Annotated in this window: 2 protein-coding genes; both read right to left on the bottom strand. The window is 71.5% G+C overall.

Annotated features, from left to right (window positions below):
- A partial coding sequence (gene ribD, locus ACWEJ6_RS54720) for a bifunctional diaminohydroxyphosphoribosylaminopyrimidine deaminase/5-amino-6-(5-phosphoribosylamino)uracil reductase RibD (protein WP_452433707.1) occupies positions 1 to 687 on the bottom strand: 687 nt, incomplete at its 3' end.
- Positions 688 to 1,267: 580 nt separating this feature from the next.
- Entirely contained in the window at positions 1,268 to 1,390 is a 123-nt protein-coding gene (locus ACWEJ6_RS54715) for a hypothetical protein (protein WP_452433705.1), read from the bottom strand.
- Positions 1,391 to 1,553: the final 163 nt, after the last annotated feature.

Here is a 1,553-nt window from a genome sequence, read left to right as displayed (position 1 = left end):
CAGCAGCGCCCCCGCGTCGCACTCGCCCGCGTCCGCCCCGGCGTTCTCCGGGAGGCGGACGGTGAGGTGGGGGTCGTCGGCGAGCACGGTGCCGACCCCGGCCACGATCGCGTCGGAGGCGGCGCGCAGCCGGTGCACGTCGGCCCGCGCCTGCGGCGAGGTGATCCACTGGCTGGTGCCGTCGGCGGCGGCCGACCTGCCGTCGAGGGTCGCGGCGAACTTCCAGGTCACGTGCGGCCTGCCGAGCCGGGCGTAGGTGAGCCATTCCTCGTTGACCCGCTCGGCCGCCTCGGCCAGCACGCCCTGCGTCACGCTCACCCCGGCCGCGCGCAGCCGCGCCGCGCCGCCGGCGGCCTTGGGGTTGGGGTCGGCGACGGCGACGACCACGCGGGCCACGCCCGCGGCCAGCAGCGCCCGGCTGCACGGCCCGGTGCGGCCGGTGTGGTCGCAGGGCTCCAGCGTCACGTACGCCGTGCCGCCCCGCGCCTGCTCGCCCGCCCGCGCCAGCGCCACGACCTCGGCGTGCGGCCCGCCCGCGTAGGCGTGGAAGCCCTCGCCGACGACCTGCCCGGCGGCCGACAGCACGACGCAGCCGACGACGGGGTTGGGGCTGGTGCCGCCGTGTCCGCGCGCGGCCAGCTCGACGGCGCGCGCCATGTGCGCGGCGTCGGCGGCTGAGATGTCCACCCGGGTCTCCTACTCGCCAGTAGCTTCAAGCCACGGCGGGCCCCGGGGGGTTTTCGGGTGCCGGCACGGCACCACGTCAGGAGCCCGGCTGGGACGCCGGACACCTCGCGCGCTTCCTCCCATCCGGACTTCAACCGCCGGTCCTGGAATTTCACCGCCCTCGGAGCACGCTAGCTCTCTTCGTGTCTTAGCTTGCCATGCCGATTACGAGAGGCGCGACCGCTCTCGCTATTTGAACAAGTCCTCGTGATATCGCAGTCACAGCCCCGCTCAGGCCACGCTCTCCTAAAGCGGGTGCCGCAGGTTCGAATCCTGCCGGGGGCACCAGTCTCGACCAGCAACAAAGCTGCCTTGACCAGCGAAGCCTCTAGTTAAGGGCCTTGTCTTACGCCCGGCGCTGTACGACTGTGATCGAGCGACTACGGCCAACTTTTCCCAATCCCTTCCCACGCCGCCCGAGTGGGATCACAAGTGGATCGGCTGCGCGGCTTTTAGCCAGAACCTGCATGATTTGCTGATGTCTGTCCATCGGGCTGCTGCCGCCGATGGAACCACAGGCTTAGCAGCGGCTGGGCAAGCTTCAATGCTCGGCGCCGTGGGGGGCGACCGCCACCTGCTGCGCGAACGAGCTGCCGGCCTGACGCTCCCGGTTTCGATGCTCGGCCGCCCGTAGGGGCGACCGCCACAGCAGGCGTCTGAGCACAGAGACTCCTTGGGGGATGGTTTCGATGCTCGGCCGCCCGTGGGGCGACCGCCACGCTACTGGTTGGCCTGGTCGCTGGCCTGCCACCCGGTTGGGCAGCTGAACGCCGCTGAAGGTGATCTTCGGCATGGTGAGGGTGCCGCCCACGTGGCCGCTCTGCTGC

The sequence above is a fragment of the Nonomuraea sp. NPDC004702 genome (genome assembly GCF_053601695.1).
The sequence above is the reverse complement of the archived record's forward strand: the minus strand, read 5'-3'. Positions and strand labels throughout refer to the sequence as shown.